Here is a 16,792-nt window from a genome sequence, read left to right on the forward strand (position 1 = left end):
AGTACAAAAACTGACAGAAAGCGCGATGACGCAGAAATAATTTTAAATTTCTGCTTATGCACAAGAAGAATATGAGGAATGAGACAGCCACAGGATAGGGCTGTCTCCAAAATAGGATTTGGCAGGTAAGCACGGATTAGTAGAGTTTTTTCGCCGTTTCCAGCCACTCTTTCTTAAAGACACGCTGCATATTCTGCACGGCATCAATGATATCGTGATGAACAAGTTTCTCGTTCTGGATACCCACACAACGACCACCATGCCCTTCCAGCAGCAGTTGAACAGAATACGCCCCCATGCGGGAAGCAAGAATGCGGTCATAAGCGACAGGCGCACCCCCACGCTGGATATGCCCCAATACCGTTGCACGGGTTTCGTGGCGGGTTTCTGCTTCAATATATTTTGCCAGCTCAGCCACATCGCAAACATGTTCAGTAATGGCCACAATCGCGTGACGCTTGCCTTTTTCAATCCCGGCTTTAATTTCAGCCAGCAATTCTTCACGATCGAAGGGATCTTCATTTTCAGGCAGAACAATAAATTCACAGCCACCCGCGATTGCCGCCGATAAGGTCAAATCACCACAATAACGCCCCATCACTTCAACAATCGAAATGCGTTTGTGGGAAGTTGAGGTATCACGCAAACGGTCAATCGCTTCAACCACCGTTTCCAGCGCCGTGAAATAACCAATGGTGTAATCGGTGCCCGCAACATCGTTGTCAATCGTTCCCGGCAGGCCGATACAAGGGAAACCTGCCTCAGTCAGCTTTTTCGCGCCCAAATAAGAACCATCACCGCCAATCACGACTAACGCATCGATCTCATTTTTGCGCATGTTTTCAATGGCAGTTTTCCGCACCTTATCATCCCGGAACTCCGGGAAGCGGGCTGATCCCAAAAACGTACCGCCGCGGTTAATCATGTCGGAAACACTAAAGCGATCCAGCTTCTTCATGCGGTTTTCATACAACCCCAGATAGCCATCATAAATGCCGTAGACTTCCAACCCTTCGGTTAAAGCGGCACGAACAACACCACGAATAGCGGCGTTCATGCCAGGCGCATCACCGCCACTCGTTAAGACTCCGATTCTTTTAATCTTGTTGATCATGATGACCTCTGACTTGTCGATATAATATTTGCGAAACCTGATTGTCACTGCATAGCTGAATTGATTCAACTCCGTCTATGATACGGAAAAACATCTATTCTGCATTAAGATTATGTCTATTTTTTGATGCGCTTTTGATTATGGATAAATTCTCCGTCAGTCCCAACGGTTTTTATACTCATCAGCTACAGCAGAGCAAGGATCTTGGTGAATAATAATATCGGCATCTGGGAATCTGTTCCGCAATTTATTTTCAATCCCTTCGGCCAACGCATGTGCCTGCACCAAGGGCAAATTATCATCCATCTCCAGATGGAACTGAATAAAACGAATCGGGCCTGATTGACGAGTGCGCAAATCATGCCCACCTGCCACACCGGGATAACTCCGGATAATCTCAATAATCTCCTGCCGCTCTTCATCCGGCAAGGCACGATCGAGCAGAGATTGTACGGCATCATAGCCCATCCGTAACGCACTGTAGAGGATATAGACCCCGATCCCCAAGGCAAAGAGCGCATCCGCACGTTTAAAGCCATACCAACTCAACAGCAACGCCACCAAAATCGCCCCATTCATCAGGAGGTCGGACTTATAATGCAGCATATCCGCACGGATCGCCTGACTTTGTGTTTTACTGAGCACCCATTTTTGCAACGTCACCAAACATAGCGTAGAAATCAGGGCAATGACAATCACCCAAATCCCTATCGACGCATGTTCCAGCGGCTTGGGGGAATACAGGGACTGAAAGCCCGTCAAAAACAGGAAAATCGCCGAACCGGAAATAAACATACTTTGCGCCAAAGCCGCCAGTGATTCAGCTTTACCATGCCCAAAAGTGTGTTCTTTATCAGCCGGTTGCAGAGAATAGCGCACGATAAAAAAATTCGTCAGGGAAGCCGCCAGATCGACCAATGAATCCACCAGCGCTGCCAATAAACTCACCGAACCCGTCAACCACCAGGCAAAAATTTTCACGATCAACAGCACACTGGCCAGTACCGTGGCCGCCAACGCCGCAGAACTGACCCATCGCCCATAATTTATATTCATTGACTACCGCCTTTTAGTTATTCCGTCAGTCTCAGGTATAAAAATAGCGCGTTAGATGAAAAAATATAGGGGCAGCGAAGCAAAGCGAGTCAATTCTATCCAACATTCCGCCGTGGCCTTCAATGATCCCGCCAAAATCCTTCACGCCGCTATCCCGTTTAATCGCCGACATACATAACCCACCGATAAACCCCATCAGAGTGATTGCCGAAGACGACCCTGTTTACGATTTTGTGTAATCGCCATTTCATATTCATTATATGTGACCGTTTAAACGGTCACCGAATTCAATCATAAATCGACTCATTGCAAGACGCCAATCTTGGAGCGGCATCGTCCACTTTTTAGAGGCGGCCTGAATCGCCAGCCAGATAACTTTTTTCGCCGAGTCGTCCGACGGGAATATTTTGCGATTCTTCCCACACCGCTAGTGCTGGCGCGGTCTGGCGGTTCGTCTTGTAGGATTTTAAAACTGAAATAATTTTTTGATCCAAAACGTGCAGGCGGATGCGGTGTAGTCCGTTTTACGGCGGGTTTACTTTTATTTCGTGGGGATTAACCACGGGACGGAGTCAACTTAATTGATAATGGCGCTGTGTGTGTCTGGTTGCGCTTGGTGAGAGAGAATAAATTGAATAGAGATGAAGAGAGCTGCGAGCACCGTAAATGTTAAAGGCCACCGGGCGGTTAACCTGATGGCCTTTGCTACGTTTCCGTTATCTATTTCAGAAAGGTACGGATCAGTTCTAAAAACGCAACTAACGCTTTGAGAACGATGATAGCGGTATCAATAAACCTCTTCATCCGTTTGCTCTTTTTTAAGGAGCGCGATTTTCCCAATCTTTGCCTTTACACTGCCTGTCCGATTGGTTCTCATCAGTGTTAGTTGAGGAGTAGCGCGCTCTGACCGAGGCACTGAGCCAGCACCACCTGTATCCAGTCAGGGCTTTGATGCGTCCTGTAATTGACAAGACGCTGAAATCCATTTCCGCATCCATTGAAAATGGTCATTACGCTTATTCAACTAACAGCTGTAGATTATAGGATGATTTTCAGATGATTCAATCAATTAAAACAATGGATCAGCAAAAACAAAAAAACCAACGGATAAGGCTGGCTTTTTTGCTTTTCCCTTAAGAAGGGCTATTTGTTTCGTACTGACTAAGGTTGGTAGCCTCGGTCAGAGCGCGCTACTCCTCAACTAACATCATCAGTCTAATCCCTCTAGCATAAAATATCAACCTATGGTATAGCGTCAAAGATCTCATACAAAGGGACGATACTCACCCAATCACAGGCGAATACTTCTGTTTCAGCCCATCCGATTTATGTGCCGTGTTGCGTATCGCGCTGGCGTTCTCCGGGGTGCCGGTATTGTGATGGGTATGGGCGGCGGTCAGTTCGGCCAGTGCCCTGACCACATCCAGCGTGTCTAACATCAAGGTCATCACGTTAATTTGCTGGCTGCCCACCCAAACAACAGGCGCGACAATCGCTTGCTTGGCACCGGCGATGCTCTGGCGGATCAGGCCAATTTTTTCTATTAACTTTTGGCCGACTTCAATATCAGCTACCTTTCCCACGCTGGCAACAAGATTTGATGAAGTCGCCATGCTGTAATCACCGTCTGCAATCTGCTGAACCGCGCCCGCCAGTAAGGTCGATGTGCCCAACACCATAATCTTATCCGTGGCCTGTACCGTCTATCAGGAATGATCACAACATTGCAAAAGGTGAAATTGAGGTCAATAAAACCTGATTTACCGGAAGGGCAGGCGATTCACGTTCTGCGTCATACATTCGCGAGTCACTTTGTGATGAAAGGTGGAAACATTGTCGCGCTACAACAAATACTGGGACATGCCAACATACAACAAACGATGGCATATGCACATTTAGCACCCGATTATTTGCAGCTAGCCATTACCTTGAATACATTGAGTGAAGATATAGAAATCTAGTAATCAGAGGCAACTGTAGATAACCAAAGTGTCCACACGAGTGTCCACACTTGGAAAATTTCAACTCACCTACAAGTTGCTTAATAAAAAACTATCTCACTGATTTTGAAGAAAATATAATTTCAGGTGGGATAAAAAAAAGCCCCTCAAGGGGGCTGAAAGACAGGGATGGTGTCTATGGCAAGGAAAATCGTTGTTGATGCTACTGTGTAGCAAAAAAACTAAACATCAAAAGTAGTAATAAAAAATCAGTTCACTTTTCGGGCTTCATATTCATTTATTTCAACCGATTTTTTTAAAATCTCTCTCTGCTCCGGTGTTAATAGTTGATAAATCTGATTATTAATACGCGCAATTTCTACACCCAGAGCAACATTCTTTTCGGCTATTTTTTCAAGCTGCGAGCGAATCTCAGCTTCATCAAAATCCTCATCAGCCAAAAGGGCATTCAATTTTTGATGCTCAACTCGCATATCCATCAGTGGCTGTTCATACTGATGCTGCTCTTTGACTAAATTCCACATCTGCTCACGTTGCTGTTCCGTCAACGCTATTCCACCGAAGAGATAACTGTAGTTATATTGACGGTTGCGGTGATGATTAAAATTCCTCTTAGAACCATATGGCATACAATATGGGTATGGGGAAGAGGAACTCACCTCAGGAATATGATCCGTATCAGCAGTTTCAGCTAAAGCTTCTGTTGTTCCCAGAACAACCATTGACGCTAAAGCCAATATTGCTATGTTACGCATTAAATTTCCTCGCTTTCTCGAACAGCAGCATTCGATTCAGTGCGGATAACTATAACCCTACGGCTGCAAACTAGCGTCAGAGCATGTAAAAGAACGTAAAGTCATGGAATAGCAAAGTTTGTTATCGTATTTTGCTCTTGGAGGAAGAATTAATGCATAAAATCTTATTAGTTGATGATGACCGCGAACTGACATCGCTATTAAAAGAACTGCTCGAGATGGAAGGATTCAATGTTATCATCGCCCACGATGGCGAACAGGCTTTACAATATATCGATTCTTCAATTGACCTACTATTGCTGGACATCATGATGCCGCGCAAAAACGGCATTGAGACACTGAAGGAGCTACGGCAGTACCACCAAACCCCGGTTATCATGTTAACGGCTCGTGGCAGCGATTTAGACCGTGTTTTGGGATTGGAACTGGGAGCGGATGACTACCTCCCCAAACCATTTAACGATCGTGAACTGGTCGCCCGCATACGGGCTATTTTGCGTCGTTCCAACTGGAGTGAACAACAAGCGGATATTGGCACACCGATATTGGAGATCGATAAACTTCAACTCAACCCCGGGCGTCAGGAAGCCAGTTTTGATGGCACGATCTTGGATCTCACTGGCACAGAATTTACCCTGCTTTATTTGTTAGCGCAACATTTGGGGCAAGTCGTTTCCCGTGAACATTTAAGCCAGGAAGTCTTGGGAAAACGCTTAACCCCTTTTGATCGGGCGATTGATATGCATATTTCAAATCTACGCCGTAAATTACCTAACAGAACGGATGAACTTCCATGGTTTAAGACACTACGCGGCCGTGGGTACTTAATGGTTTCCGCAAAATGATCAATAGCCTGACCGCCCGTATATTCGCCATTTTTTGGTTCACGCTTGCGCTGGTTCTGATGATAGCCTTAATGGCGCCCAAACTGGATTCACGGCAGTTAACCCCGCTTTTGGACAGTGAATATCAGTCGGGAGAAAAGCTGGCAAAGCGAATAGAAGCAGAACTCATCAACGACTCCGGGAATGACTTATTCTGGTGGCTACGTCTGGATCACGCTGTTGCCCGGTGGACACCATCGGGCCAACATCTGATCCTCGTCTCCAGTGAAGGGCTTATCAGTGACATCAACACCCCGCCCCATCAACAACAAGCTATCCGTAACTTTATCGGCCAATCCGATAATGCCGATCACCCTAAAAAGAAGAAATATGGCCAGTTAGAAATACTCGGCCCCTTTTCTGTCCGCGATGGCGAAGATCATTATCACCTCTACATCAGTCGGTCAGCGGTGAGTCCACAATCAGATTTTATTAATTTGATGTTTGACCGTCCCTTTTTACTGCCTGCTGCCACCATGTTAATCAGCGCTCCATTGTTATTGTGGCTGGCATGGAGTCTGGCAAAGCCCGCGCGGAAACTCAAAAACGCAGCCGATGACGTGGCAAGAGGCAACTTACGGCAGCACCCTGAACTGGAATCTGGCCCGCAAGAGTTTTTGGCGACGGGCAGCAGTTTCAACCAGATGATCAGTGCGCTGGAAAGGATGGTCACCGCCCAACAGCGGCTGATTTCCGATATTTCTCATGAACTACGCACGCCCCTAACCCGATTACAACTGGCGACCGCCTTGCTGCGCCGCCGCCACGGTGAAAGCAAAGAACTGGCACGCATCGAAACAGAGACTCAACGTTTAGATGGCATGATTAACGACCTGCTGGTACTTTCCCGCAATCAACATAAAAACGAGTTACTCCGCGAGAATATCAAAGCCCACGATATCTGGCATGACATCCTGGAAAATGCAAAATTCGAAGCCGAGCAGATGAGCAAAACGCTGGATATCGTCTCCCCTCCCGGAAACTGGGTGATTTACTGCAATCCGACAACACTTGGCAGCGCACTGGAAAACATCGTCCGCAATGCACTGCGCTACTCCAGCAGCCATATCGCCGTTGCCTTTAGGTCAGACAACCAAGGTGTCACGATTACGGTTGATGATGATGGCCCGGGCGTCAGCCCAGATGACCGTGAACATATCTTCCGGCCTTTTTATCGCACGGACGAAGCACGGGACCGAGAATCCGGCGGAACCGGATTGGGACTGGCGATTGTTGAAACGGCTGTCAGCCAGCATCGAGGTTGGGTGAAAGCAGAAGATAGCCCTTTAGGTGGCTTAAGGCTGATGATTTGGCTGCCATTGCATGGAAGATAGATTGCTTTCGTTTGGGAATTTAGTTAGTTACATAACATAACAATTAAAGAAAAAAAGCTATTCTACTTGACCTCATGACGTCGAGGGACTAATCTCGTCGCTGCTTAACACAAATCATTGGTATGTTAGTTTTTGTTAAACAGAAAAATCCAATGATATTAATTGGATAAGCCAAATTGTCACACCCAACAGGCACTCTGGGAGCCGTAACCTAGTGCGGTAGCTTTTTTTATTTAAAATATAAAATATAATTATGTTTCTATTAAAATGGTTCAAAATCCAACTACAGGTATTAAAATTATATATAATTTCAGATGAGAATTATAGAAAGAAAATTTACAAAAAAAGATTTAACAAAGAGATGAATCTAAATGATCCGAAAACTTTTAACGAAAAAATAAATTATAGAATACTCAAAGATAGGAATCCTTTGTACACGAAACTAGCAGACAAGATTCAAGTGAGAGAGTACATTAAAGACAAAATTGGTGAACAATATTTGATTCCTATATTAGGCATATATGATTCTCCAAAAGAAATTAATTACGAAACATTACCTGAAAAGTTTGTATTAAAGTGCAATCACGATTCGGGAAGTGTTATAATATGTGAAGACAAAAGTAATTTCAATCTAAAAAAAGCTAATAATAAACTAAAGCTTCACCTTAAAAGTAACATGTATGCCAAAACGCGTGAGTGGCATTATAAAAATATAACACCTAAAATATTATGTGAAGAATATCTAGATATTTATTATGAAGAAAATAAAAAACCGATACCTGAAGACTATAGATTACATTGTTTTCATGGTAAAGTTGAGTTTATTGAACTTCAATTCAATAAATTTAAAGAAAAAAAATTCATAAACATTTACGATAAAAATTGGAATATACAGCCATTCAAAATGGGTTTTGATAATTCTAACTTTACTGTAGAGAAACCTAATAAAATTGATAAAATAATAGAGTTATCGGAAATTTTATGTAATGATTTGGATTATTGTAGGGTTGATTTTTTTGTAACAAAAGATCGAATATATTTTGCAGAAATTACTTTTACTCCATGTAACGGGTTAGATTTAATAACTCCAGAAGATTGGGATTATAAATTAGGAAAAAAATGGACACTAAAAACCAATCAATTAACCAATCAATTCAACAGTAATGAAAAAAATTATTTTTAATTCAATGTGGCTAATTTTCGAACGACTAACCAATATTATTGGGGGCTTGTTAGTTACCATTTATGTAGCACGATATTTAGGCCCTGAAAATATGGGGCTTATTAATTATTCCTTAGCCATTGGAGCCTTGATTGTACCAATATCTCAATTAGGAAGTGATGTAACAATATTCAATAGAGCTGCAAAGAAAGAAGCAAGTGCGGTCATATTATTAAAAACAACTAATAATTTAAGGTTAATTATTTGCATTATATTAATAATCTTATCAGTTTCTTATTTTTATATCAAAGCAGATAATAAGGATAACACAGCGATATTAACTTTAATGATGGCAGCTTGCTTATTTACATCATTAGATATATATCGATATTTTTTTGATGGCATTTTAAAATCTAAACTAAATTCTATAGCAGCACAACTGGGAATATATCTTAGTTTATTCACTAGATTTTTCTTTGTTAAATTAAATTTATGTTTAATTTATTTCACAGTTCCATTTATTCTTAGTGTTGCAATCCCCTTCTTTATCCGATACAAATTCTTCTCCAAATTATACAAGAACATTTCATTCAAAAAAATCAAAAGAAAAAAAAACAAGTATAATAAATATTTAATTTATACAGGTATCCCGCTCACCCTCTCAAGTTTATCTATTGTTTTTTATACAAAAATAAATCAGATTTTTATCGGAGAGTATTTAGATATGGGAGCAGTTGGTATATTTAATGCAGCGACAACTCTTTCTCAAGGATGGTCATTTATACCAATCGCAATTATTACTTCTTTATTTTCTCAAATACTAAGAGGAAGTAACAAAAGACTAAAAGACGGCGCTAGTTTATTATATTTAATTACTATTCTGATATCAGCACCCATTATCATCATAATGAATTTATATAGTTTTGAAATAATATTTCATACATATGGAAATGCTTTTATTGATGCTTCGCATTTACTAACAATATTATCTATAAGTAGCTTTTTTTCTGTTGCTGGGACAATTTCGTATAGAACTATTATTGCTATGGGAGGATATAAATTTGTTATGTATAAAATGTTCATAATGGCTGGATTCAATATAATACTAAATATAATATTAATCAAATATTATGGGGTACTTGGGGCCGTATATGCAACTTTAATTACTGAATTTATAGGAGCAACAGTTGCAAACTTTTTCTTTAAAAAAGGGATAATATTCAAATGCATGATACATACATTTTTCCCCAGAAAATATATTAATAGTTTCTTGGATTCGCCTAATTAAGTGCTATTTCTAAGGCAGGCGGTCAGTTGCTATAGTAGGCATATTTCTCGCCAAAGGAAAATGCGCTATGGCCTATACACAACTGACCGAAACAGAAAGATACCAGATTTTCAGCTTAATGGCAGTGATTTATGTCAACATCTCAGGATAGCGAAAAAATCGTATCGTAAACGCTATGGGAGCTATGAGCGCAGAGGGAAAATTAAAAACAAGGTCAATATTGATATGCGCCCCAAAATTGTTGATAAAAAGCAGGGGATTGGGAAGGGGATACTATCGCCGGAAAAGCTCATAAAAGTGCATTATTGATATTAGTTGAACAAAAATCGTCACTTACAATCATCATTAAACTTGAAGATAAAACAGCAGAAGGTGTTGAAAAAGTAGCGACGAGACATTTATCACTGATAAAACATAAAGTTAAAACAATCACCTTTGATAATGGCCTCGAATTTGCCAAACATGAGTGTATCAGTAAAAATTTAGAGACAAAAATTTATTTTACTAACCCTTATTCCCTCTGAGAAAGAGGGATAAATGAGAACACGAATGGATTAATCAGGGATTACTTCCCAAAAGGAACCGATTTTAATAGGGTATCAGGGAGGTAGGTCAACCTTGTGGCAAACCGATTAAATAATCGTCCTCGTAAAACACGAGATTACAAAGCACCAAGTGAGTTATTTAAAGGAATCCCCACTCATTTACTTCGTTCATTACGGTGTTACGCTTAATATGTGAACCCAAGAAATATATGAATAAAATTAAATTAACAGATAGAATTATAAGCACATTTGAAAAAGAATATCCCAAAGTTAGTGTAATAGTTCCTACATATCATGATTGGGAAAGATTAGAAAAATGTCTTACAGCATTACGAAAACAAAATTATCCAAAGGAACGATTAGAAATACTCATTATTAATAATGACCCTAACGATACTCCACCAATTAATCTTTATTTTAACAAAAATGAATTTTTTTTATCTGAGAAAAAACCAGGTTCTTATGCGGCAAGAAATAAAGGATTAATCACTGCAACAGGTAGTATTATAGCTTTTACCGATTCTGATTGCATTCCTGAACCTGACTGGATTGTTAATGCTGTGAATAAATTTATAGATAATCCTGAAATTAAAAGAATAGGAGGAAATATAAAACTTTTTTATAAAGAAAAAAAATTAACAATAGCTGAAAAATACGAAAAAATATATGCTTTCAGGCAAAAGGAATATATTAACACTCAAGGAATGGCAGTTACTGCTAATATGTTTAGCTATTCATACTTATTTGAAGAAATAGGCTATTTTAATGAAAGTCTATATTCTGGTGGAGATTCAGAGTGGGGACGAAGAGCAAAAAAATCTGGATATAATATTCACTATTTCAATGATGTTACTGTTTATCATCCTGCTAGAAGTAAACTCTCGGAATTAATCTTAAAAAACAGAAGAGAAGCAGCTGGAAAACTTCGAGTAAATAAATTAAAAAACATTGACTTTTTATTAAGTATTGTAATTCATATTCTTCCACCTATAAAGTCTATAAAAATAATTGATAGTAGAGAGGCCAAAACAACAGAAAGAATTCTTGCTTTCTTTATAAGGTATTTATTAAGAATAAATACAGCCTTAGAATATATAAGAGTCGGGGTATTTAAAAATAATGCTGAAAGAAAATAATAATATATTCGTAGTGTTATCTGCATTTCTATTATTTAACAGTTTTTATATACTCCCTCCTATAACAAGTTCTTTTATAGTACCAGTAATAGGATTGATATATTCTTTAATATATAGAAATGGGAATCTATCTTATAAGATAATAAGAAAAAAAAAGCTATTCAAGCATTATTGTTTTATTGTTTTATTGTTTGGTTCAAATTTACTTATCACTATATTACATAGCTCCTATGATTTATCTTATGCAAAAAACTATTTAGCACAATTCATTCAACTAACTCTCATTCTATCGTTTTTTTTGTTATTTATTCCTTATAAAATATACAATATAAATTATTTTGAGAGAATAATTGTTTTAACTTTTGTTTTACAAAGTATAGTGCAGATAGCTGCCTTTTCAATTCCTAGTATAGCCCAAATAATTCATTTAACTTATGATCAGGACAAGATCCAACGACTATATTTAAATTATGGTGGTATAAGAGGGTTAGCATTGACAGGATCTCCTGGCTGGGGCCTATCTATTGGTTATGCTATTTCATTTTTATTTTATGTAAAGTCTTATATATTAACAAGAAATATTAAATTTACAACTATCATAATTGGTTTATTGCTTATAGTTGGAGCTCTTTTTTCTGGAAGAACTGCATTTTTAGGATTATTATTTAGTGTATTATATTTCTTTATATCAAATGATACCTACACTCAAAAAATAATAAAACCAATTAAAATATTCATATCAATGCTTACCATATTGTTTATATGTATGATTATATATCCAACAATGATTCAGCAGATAGAACAAAAAGTATTTCCTTTTATTTTTGAATTCGTATATAAATATGAAAATACAGGGAAATTTTCCTCTAAATCTACTGATGTTCTGAGTAATATGTGGGGTGTAAAAATTACATTCAACGAAATAATGTTTGGATCAGGAATATTTACAGATCAAAGTAGTGGTAATTATTATAAAAATGTAGATGTAGGCGTGATTAGAAATATTTTATTCGGTGGAATCCTATGGTTTGTTTTAATCTGTTTTTACCAAATATTTATTTTGGATATTTTTAATAAGAACTTCAGATGTAAAAATGAAAAAAATATATTGATTTTGCTCTTTATAATGCTTTCAATTATGGAATTGAAAGCTATGACACTTGGTTTTAATAAGTATATGTTTACAATTTTAACTTTTTATTATTTTTCTAAAAAAATTAGCAAAGTGGAGGAACTATGAATAAAACAAAAGTTTCTGTAATAATACCTACACATAATAGATCTCTTTTACTAAAAAGAGCCATAGATAGTGTTATTGAACAGTCATATACTCCTTATGAAATCGTGGTAGTCGATGATTCAAATTGTTTAGATACCCAAAAGTTAATTAAAAGCTATGACAATAAGCTTAATGTTAAATTGATAATTAACCCTAATACAGGGGCGTCTTCATCTAGAAATTATGGAGCCATTCATGCAACAGGTGAATACATAAGTTTTCTAGACGACGATGACATGTGGCTGCCAAATAAATTAGAAAAACAAATAAATAAATTGAAAAATAAAAAATATGATGCCATATTTACACAATTATTTATAAAATATGAAAATAGAAATTTACAATATAAAACCAAGGGGAAAATCCCTAATGATATCTTGAAAGAAATTTGTATGGAAAATTTTATAGGAGGAACAATTACATCCTTTATAAACCGTGAATTTTTCTTAATGGTTAGAGGATTTGATGAAAACTTTCCAGCAAGAGAGGAATATGATTTATGGATAAGATTAATTAAAAATCATGCAGCTATAACTATAGTTGAAGAACCTTTAGTTATAGCTAACCGCTCTTTGGATAAAAGAAAAAGAATATCAGCTAATATAAATAATTATATTAAAGCTATAGATATGATTAATAAAAAGCATAATGATTTAGTAAATAATACATTAAGCACAGATGAAAAAAAGACACGAACTTCTAAACAATATGAATTTCTCGCAGCACAAGCCATATCGATAGGATTAAGAAAAGAAAGTTTTATTTACTATAGTAAGTCATTTATAAATAGGAAAAAACTCAAACCTATTATACTTAGTATATTATCATTAATAAATCCAATTTTAGTTATAAAAATCAGATGCATAATGGATAAATAACATGGCCAGTTATAATAAAATAGAAAAAAAAATTGCTGACTACTTAAAGAAAAACCCCTCCCTAAAGAGAACAATAAAAAAAACGTATCAATATTTTTCTTATTTATTTTATAAAAAGAAAAAAAAAGTAGTATGCAATTATGATGTAGTCCCTATCAATAATGATGAACATGAATCTTACTTTGGCTATTATGACAAAAATCCATATAAAAATGGCCGAGTATTATATCAAGAGATAGAGGGGAACTCTTATGAAATACCTTTAAAAAAAATCTTAAAAGAAGAATTTATATACATAGTTATTAAAGAAAATAATGATATAATTTATAAAAACAAAACTTATGCTTTTAACTGGCAACAAGGCTCTAAACCTCAATGGATTTCAGACAATCAAATTGTCTATAATAATATAATAGATGGTAAGACAAGAGCTGTTATATATTCTATTAATGATAGGAAGGAAGTGATTCTTGAATATCCTATTTATGATAGTTTTAAAAATTTATTTTATTTATCTATTAACTATGAAGTTCTTAGCAGTCTTCGACCTGATTATGGTTATTTCAAAAAAAACGGTTGGAATAATACTAATTATTATCAACAATCAATAATTTATTGTGAATATAATAAAAAACCTTACAGTTTAATAAAAATAGATGATATAAATAAAAAATTTCCCATACATGAAAACATATCATATGAAAAACAGAAACTTAATCACATCATGATATCTCCCGATGGAAAGCTATTTCTTTTTTTACATAGATTTTATGGTGCAAAAAATGAGAGAAATGATCGCTTGTTTATTGCTAGTATGAAAAAAATGCCAGATACTAATTTGGCTTTATTAAATAACACCAAAATGGTCAGTCATTATTGCTGGATTGACTCAAACTCTTTTATTGTGTATATGAACTTCAATAATTTGACAGGATATTACATAGTAAACATTAATGATAATCTTGAATTAAAGATAGAAAAATTAGATATTCCAAATTTAGATAAATATGGAGATGGTCACCCTACTTATATTGGTGACAATAAGTTCATTACTGATACTTATCCTGACAAATCAAGAAATAAACATCTATTATTAGTGGACATAGATAACAATAAAGTTGACGTTTTAGGGTCATTTTGGGAACCTTTAAAATATTATGAAGAATCTCGATGTGATTTACACCCTAAATGGGATAAAGATAATAAGTGTATATATATAGATTCAGTACATACAGGAAAAAGAAAGCTATATAAAATCGGCCCCATAATTATAGGGTAGTCTTTTATATAAAATAAAATTATATATACCTTTAAATCGTATTAATGTTAATTATTAACAAATTTGTAGATAATTATGTTTCTACTATAATATTTAATTACACAATAAAATTCATGTAAATAAAATTAATGGAAAAGTTCTCCGTTCTGATTAGTGTTTATATTAATGATGATCCAATCTTCTTCAAAAAAGCACTGAATAGTATTTATTACGAACAAACACTTAAACCTAGTCAAATTGTGATTGTTGGTGATGGAAATTTAAACGAATCACAATTATCTGTGATAAATAAATTTTCTCGAAGAGTTGGAGCTAATATAGTAAACTTCTATCAACTAGATGAAAATTTAGGCCTTGCTAACGCCTTGAATTATGGATTAAAAAAATGTAAGTTTGACCTTGTAGCCCGAATGGACGCAGACGATATATCTCTACCTGAACGTTTTCATATACAGATAAAATTTATGGTAGAAAATCCTAATATTGATGTATGTGGTTCTTATATAAATGAAATTAATCCTTATAATGAAAAGCTTATATCAACAAAAAAAGTTCCTCTATCTCATGAAGAAATATATACATTTGGGAAGAAAAGAAGCCCCATGAATCATCCATCTGTGATATTTAAAAAAGAAAAAATTTTATCTCTAGGCGGCTATCCTTTATTTAGAAAATCACAAGACTTTGCTTTATGGAGTCTGCTTCTTAATAGTCAATCATGTTTCAGTAACTTGGATATTGTATTGTTACATATGAGATGCGGTAAAAATCTCTTACAAAAGAGGGGGTTATTTCATTTAAAACAAGAGATAAAAGTTATTAATTTCCAAAGAAGAATAGGATTTATATCTAGAAGGGAACTCATATATTCAATTTTTATTAGATCTATGTTTAGATTGTCACCTATTTTCATAAGAAAATATTTATATAAAATATTAAGAGCATTATAATAACTCCACTTTGTTAGCCATATATTTAATTAATTATATTTTTAATTGAATAACTACTAAATGGCTTGCCAAAATGGTAGGAGTAGGAGTATCAAAGAAACTCAGTCCTATTTTTGCAAATGTCTTGATTGCACAAAAATAAGCCGCAAAAGGAAGGACTGAGTTATATTTATTTTACCACCAATCCCCCGCAATGAACGACGCCAGATGAAAAAAGTCGTTCAAAAAACGACGGATAAAAATTATGCACGCCGGATCATGAGTATACTCTTATTATACTAAGGCAAGCCCGTCGCCCAAGTGGCCGATAAACTGTGTTGTGCTGAGTCTTCCGTCTGGCACTGGATTAGACGGTTTAGGGGCAGATGGATAGGGTTACTCAGTTTACCGGCAGGACGAGGACGCTATACACGATGGCATTTAGCCCCACTTTGCCCTCTTCTGTCCTATCTCTTAACACATACTCCCCAACAGTTTTGTTATCGCGGTTCCTGATGGAACCTGGCCTTTTCGTATTTTTAATCAATAAGTTACTCAATATTGCCCTTTCAATGAGCACACTTTATCGTTACTTCCGTCAACAAGAAATGGTCTGAAGAAGGGCGGCCCTGATATTAAAGTTACCCAATCCGGAATATGAAGAAAAAATGGGTCCGTATTACCGAAGCTCTCTCCCATGCCTCAGAGAAACATCCTGTTGTTTATGAAGATGAAGTGGATATTCATTTGAACCCGAAAATCGGTGCAGGCTGGTATTTTAGAGGCCAGCCAAAAAGTATTCTCACACCCGGGCATACTTTGCGGGTTATCTTGATGCTCGGACCAACAAAATTGTCGTTGCAGGTGACATGAAGAAAAATCATCAATTATTTATCAATATGTTAGCGGGATTAAAACGCCAATATTATGATGCAGAAACTTTAACCATGATTTTAGACAACTACGTTATCTATAAAAACAAACTGGTAAAAGAGTGGCTACAACAGAATCCGACCGTGACGCTTTTATTCCTTCCGGTTTATTTTTCCATATAAAAGGTTAAAACCACCGTCTTTAGACGGTGACCTTGATCGTAAGTGTTTTGAAGTATGCGTGTTTAGCCAAGACGGACGACTTTAGTTGGTAGTAGTTAAGTCACCCACTTGAATTGAGTCGGTGTCCATATAGGCAT

16 protein-coding genes and 5 pseudogenes are annotated in these 16,792 nt (G+C 36.6%); 14 read left to right on the forward strand and 7 right to left on the reverse strand.

The window, feature by feature from the left end; genetic code table 11:
* Positions 1 to 136 precede the first annotated feature (136 nt).
* From pfkA to PSI17_RS04045, 6 genes and pseudogenes are all read right to left on the reverse strand, one after another.
* Positions 137 to 1,114, reverse strand: coding sequence for a 6-phosphofructokinase (pfkA, locus tag PSI17_RS04025; RefSeq protein ID WP_273550736.1), 978 nt, complete (start codon positions 1,112 to 1,114; stop codon positions 137 to 139).
* Between the two features lie 156 nt (positions 1,115 to 1,270).
* Positions 1,271 to 2,170 (reverse strand): CDF family cation-efflux transporter FieF, encoded by a 900-nt coding sequence (fieF, locus tag PSI17_RS04030; RefSeq protein WP_273550737.1) that lies wholly within the window; start codon positions 2,168 to 2,170, stop codon positions 1,271 to 1,273.
* Between the two features lie 31 nt (positions 2,171 to 2,201).
* A pseudogene (locus tag PSI17_RS04035) lies at positions 2,202 to 2,384 on the reverse strand (phosphatidate cytidylyltransferase); the annotation flags it as partial.
* A gap of 42 nt (positions 2,385 to 2,426) precedes the next feature.
* A pseudogene (locus PSI17_RS04040) lies at positions 2,427 to 2,588 on the reverse strand (IS256 family transposase); the annotation flags it as partial.
* Positions 2,589 to 2,890: 302 nt separating this feature from the next.
* The gene (gene dinQ / locus PSI17_RS17375; RefSeq protein ID WP_443255997.1) at positions 2,891 to 2,974 is read right to left on the reverse strand and encodes a damage-inducible type I toxin DinQ; all 84 of its coding nucleotides are present in this window, start codon (positions 2,972 to 2,974) and stop codon (positions 2,891 to 2,893) included.
* A 479-nt stretch (positions 2,975 to 3,453) separates the two neighbouring features.
* Positions 3,454 to 3,873: pseudogene (locus PSI17_RS04045) on the reverse strand (hypothetical protein); the annotation flags it as partial.
* Between the two features lie 36 nt (positions 3,874 to 3,909).
* Here PSI17_RS04045 and PSI17_RS04050 point away from each other — a divergent pair.
* A pseudogene (locus PSI17_RS04050) lies at positions 3,910 to 4,131 on the forward strand (tyrosine-type recombinase/integrase); the annotation flags it as partial.
* A gap of 248 nt (positions 4,132 to 4,379) precedes the next feature.
* Here PSI17_RS04050 and PSI17_RS04055 read toward each other — a convergent pair.
* The gene (locus PSI17_RS04055; protein WP_273550738.1) at positions 4,380 to 4,886 is read right to left on the reverse strand and encodes a Spy/CpxP family protein refolding chaperone; all 507 of its coding nucleotides are present in this window, start codon (positions 4,884 to 4,886) and stop codon (positions 4,380 to 4,382) included.
* 152 nt (positions 4,887 to 5,038) lie between these two features.
* Here PSI17_RS04055 and cpxR point away from each other — a divergent pair, with 152 nt between their 5' ends.
* From cpxR to PSI17_RS04120, 13 genes and pseudogenes are all read left to right on the forward strand, one after another.
* Positions 5,039 to 5,731 carry an envelope stress response regulator transcription factor CpxR gene (cpxR, locus tag PSI17_RS04060; protein WP_273550739.1) on the forward strand — a complete coding sequence of 231 codons (693 nt, stop codon included), beginning with the start codon at positions 5,039 to 5,041 and terminating at the stop codon, positions 5,729 to 5,731.
* Positions 5,728 to 7,104 carry an envelope stress sensor histidine kinase CpxA gene (gene cpxA, locus PSI17_RS04065; protein WP_273550740.1) on the forward strand — a complete coding sequence of 459 codons (1,377 nt, stop codon included), beginning with the start codon at positions 5,728 to 5,730 and terminating at the stop codon, positions 7,102 to 7,104. The genes cpxR and cpxA overlap by 4 nt, the downstream gene beginning before the upstream one ends.
* 253 nt (positions 7,105 to 7,357) lie before the next feature.
* Entirely contained in the window at positions 7,358 to 8,287 is a 930-nt protein-coding gene (locus PSI17_RS04070; protein WP_273550741.1) for an ATP-grasp fold amidoligase family protein, read from the forward strand.
* A complete protein-coding gene (locus PSI17_RS04075; protein ID WP_273550742.1) occupies positions 8,268 to 9,554 on the forward strand; it encodes an oligosaccharide flippase family protein in 1,287 nt (428 codons plus the stop codon). The genes PSI17_RS04070 and PSI17_RS04075 overlap by 20 nt, the downstream gene beginning before the upstream one ends.
* Before the next feature lie 120 nt (positions 9,555 to 9,674).
* Positions 9,675 to 10,288: pseudogene (locus PSI17_RS04080) on the forward strand (IS30 family transposase); the annotation flags it as partial.
* A 20-nt stretch (positions 10,289 to 10,308) separates the two neighbouring features.
* Entirely contained in the window at positions 10,309 to 11,235 is a 927-nt protein-coding gene (locus PSI17_RS04085) for a glycosyltransferase (protein ID WP_273550743.1), read from the forward strand.
* A complete protein-coding gene (locus PSI17_RS04090; protein WP_273550744.1) occupies positions 11,219 to 12,475 on the forward strand; it encodes a hypothetical protein in 1,257 nt (418 codons plus the stop codon). The genes PSI17_RS04085 and PSI17_RS04090 overlap by 17 nt, the downstream gene beginning before the upstream one ends.
* Positions 12,472 to 13,392 carry a glycosyltransferase family 2 protein gene (locus tag PSI17_RS04095; protein ID WP_273550745.1) on the forward strand — a complete coding sequence of 307 codons (921 nt, stop codon included), beginning with the start codon at positions 12,472 to 12,474 and terminating at the stop codon, positions 13,390 to 13,392. Before PSI17_RS04090 ends, PSI17_RS04095 begins: the two co-directional genes overlap by 4 nt.
* A gap of 1 nt (position 13,393) precedes the next feature.
* A complete protein-coding gene (locus PSI17_RS04100; RefSeq protein ID WP_273550746.1) occupies positions 13,394 to 14,671 on the forward strand; it encodes a hypothetical protein in 1,278 nt (425 codons plus the stop codon).
* A 128-nt stretch (positions 14,672 to 14,799) separates the two neighbouring features.
* Positions 14,800 to 15,621 (forward strand): glycosyltransferase, encoded by an 822-nt coding sequence (locus PSI17_RS04105; protein ID WP_273550747.1) that lies wholly within the window; start codon positions 14,800 to 14,802, stop codon positions 15,619 to 15,621.
* A 300-nt stretch (positions 15,622 to 15,921) separates the two neighbouring features.
* Positions 15,922 to 16,116 carry a hypothetical protein gene (locus PSI17_RS04110; protein ID WP_273550748.1) on the forward strand — a complete coding sequence of 65 codons (195 nt, stop codon included), beginning with the start codon at positions 15,922 to 15,924 and terminating at the stop codon, positions 16,114 to 16,116.
* 141 nt (positions 16,117 to 16,257) lie between these two features.
* Positions 16,258 to 16,473 (forward strand): hypothetical protein, encoded by a 216-nt coding sequence (locus tag PSI17_RS04115; protein ID WP_273550749.1) that lies wholly within the window; start codon positions 16,258 to 16,260, stop codon positions 16,471 to 16,473.
* Entirely contained in the window at positions 16,452 to 16,655 is a 204-nt protein-coding gene (locus PSI17_RS04120) for a hypothetical protein (RefSeq protein ID WP_273550791.1), read from the forward strand. The genes PSI17_RS04115 and PSI17_RS04120 overlap by 22 nt, the downstream gene beginning before the upstream one ends.
* Positions 16,656 to 16,792: the final 137 nt, after the last annotated feature.

It is taken from the genome of Xenorhabdus sp. IM139775 (assembly GCF_028598745.1).
Taxonomy (GTDB): domain Bacteria; phylum Pseudomonadota; class Gammaproteobacteria; order Enterobacterales; family Enterobacteriaceae; genus Xenorhabdus.